General features: G+C 33.5%; 1 protein-coding gene. It reads right to left on the reverse strand.

Features of this window, described 5'->3' with window-relative positions:
* Positions 1–237: 237 nt before the first annotated feature.
* On the reverse strand, positions 238–1173 hold the full coding sequence (locus F607_RS0127045; protein ID WP_027710474.1) for a hypothetical protein: 936 nt from the start codon (positions 1171–1173) through the stop codon (positions 238–240).
* Positions 1174–1446: the final 273 nt, after the last annotated feature.

The following is a 1446-nucleotide window of genomic DNA, read 5'->3' on the forward strand; positions in this document are numbered from 1 at the left end:
TTTGTGCAATCTGTTACTGATCCTTCTAGCTTGTTTCTGGTGTGAGACCTATATGAATACAGAGGGTAACCGACGGAATATCAAGGCAGATCTAGATAATTGACTAGTCCATTTAGGGTACACCTATAATGGACTAGTAAAAGAAGAATGATTATTAACCAATAAACAACGTTGAGGAATATTTTGCGAGTTTATTATTAATAGGCTGACATTACGTCAGCCATTTCTTTTATTTACTCATTTCAAAGTGTCTAACTCTTCCATTTGCATCAAAGACCATAAGCTTGAATAAGAAGAAATTCTCCACTCATTAACATTAAGACGCTCATAACCTTGTTTAGCTTTAGTTCTCAACTCATTCGCAGTTTTTATTCCAGTAATTTTTGCTAACTTTAAAAAATTTTTATGTAGAGTCGCCTTTAGAAAAAAATTGTATTTATCTCTAGGGTTTGAGTAGTATAAAGTTGATGGACACCATTTAGTACCAGGTATAATAAGTGACATTAATAGGCTTAAAAGATCAGCTTGCCTAATATCTGAAAAGTTAATATCTTTATGATCTGCCTGCCTTTTTATAAGCTCAGCTTCTGGTGACCTAAGTGATTTATTTTCTGGAGCTAAAACTGAATTTAATGTTTCTGAACATCCATAAAAACCAAAACCGTCAAATTTATCAAACAAAGTCTGTTCAATTTGATCAGATTTGGGTAATAAGTAGTGTGAAGTATAGATTTCGTGTAATACTCCATATGCTTCTGACTTCACCAGAGCCGCTATAATATATAGGAAAGATTCATATACAAATACAGAATGGGCATCAAACCAAGAATCTTGCCAATTACTAACTTCTGGCGGCCTTGATTTAAGCTCTCTAAGCTTTTCAAGCACGCTAACTAAAGCGTCAGAAAAAATATTTTCATCACTTATTGCACTCTCTAGTAATACCCAGTTGCACAAATGATCACGTATTGCCTTTAATTTTCCACAGTCCTCTAAAATTTTCTTCCCCATAGAATCTACATCAGGCTTTTCTCTAACTCTAAGGGCGTCAGCATATGAAATACATGAATTAATAAAATCATTTCTGTATAATTTTATTCCTTTTTTATCCTGAAAAAGGGCTTGTTTAAGAGAATTAAATTTTGTCAGGGGCTCACTTGTTGATTCATCCATAAATACGGTCCTTTTGTTAAATCTTTAAACATATTATCTTCATTAAATACTCTAGTTTATTGCAAGGCGTGAGGCCACAGTAAAGTATTATTAGTCCATTTTGGGTATACCTAAAATGGACTACCTATAAGCCAGTACACTAAATAGCAAGATACTATGTAAAATGGACTTTTTTAGAGTACCAATGTAAAACGGACCAGTCGTTTATCAAAAAGTATACATTTTGAGAGGGGCAGGGAAGGACTATCAAAAGTGCTCTCATAAGTCATGTAT

The organism is Zooshikella ganghwensis DSM 15267 (assembly GCF_000428585.1).
In the GTDB taxonomy this organism is placed as follows: domain Bacteria; phylum Pseudomonadota; class Gammaproteobacteria; order Pseudomonadales; family Zooshikellaceae; genus Zooshikella; species Zooshikella ganghwensis.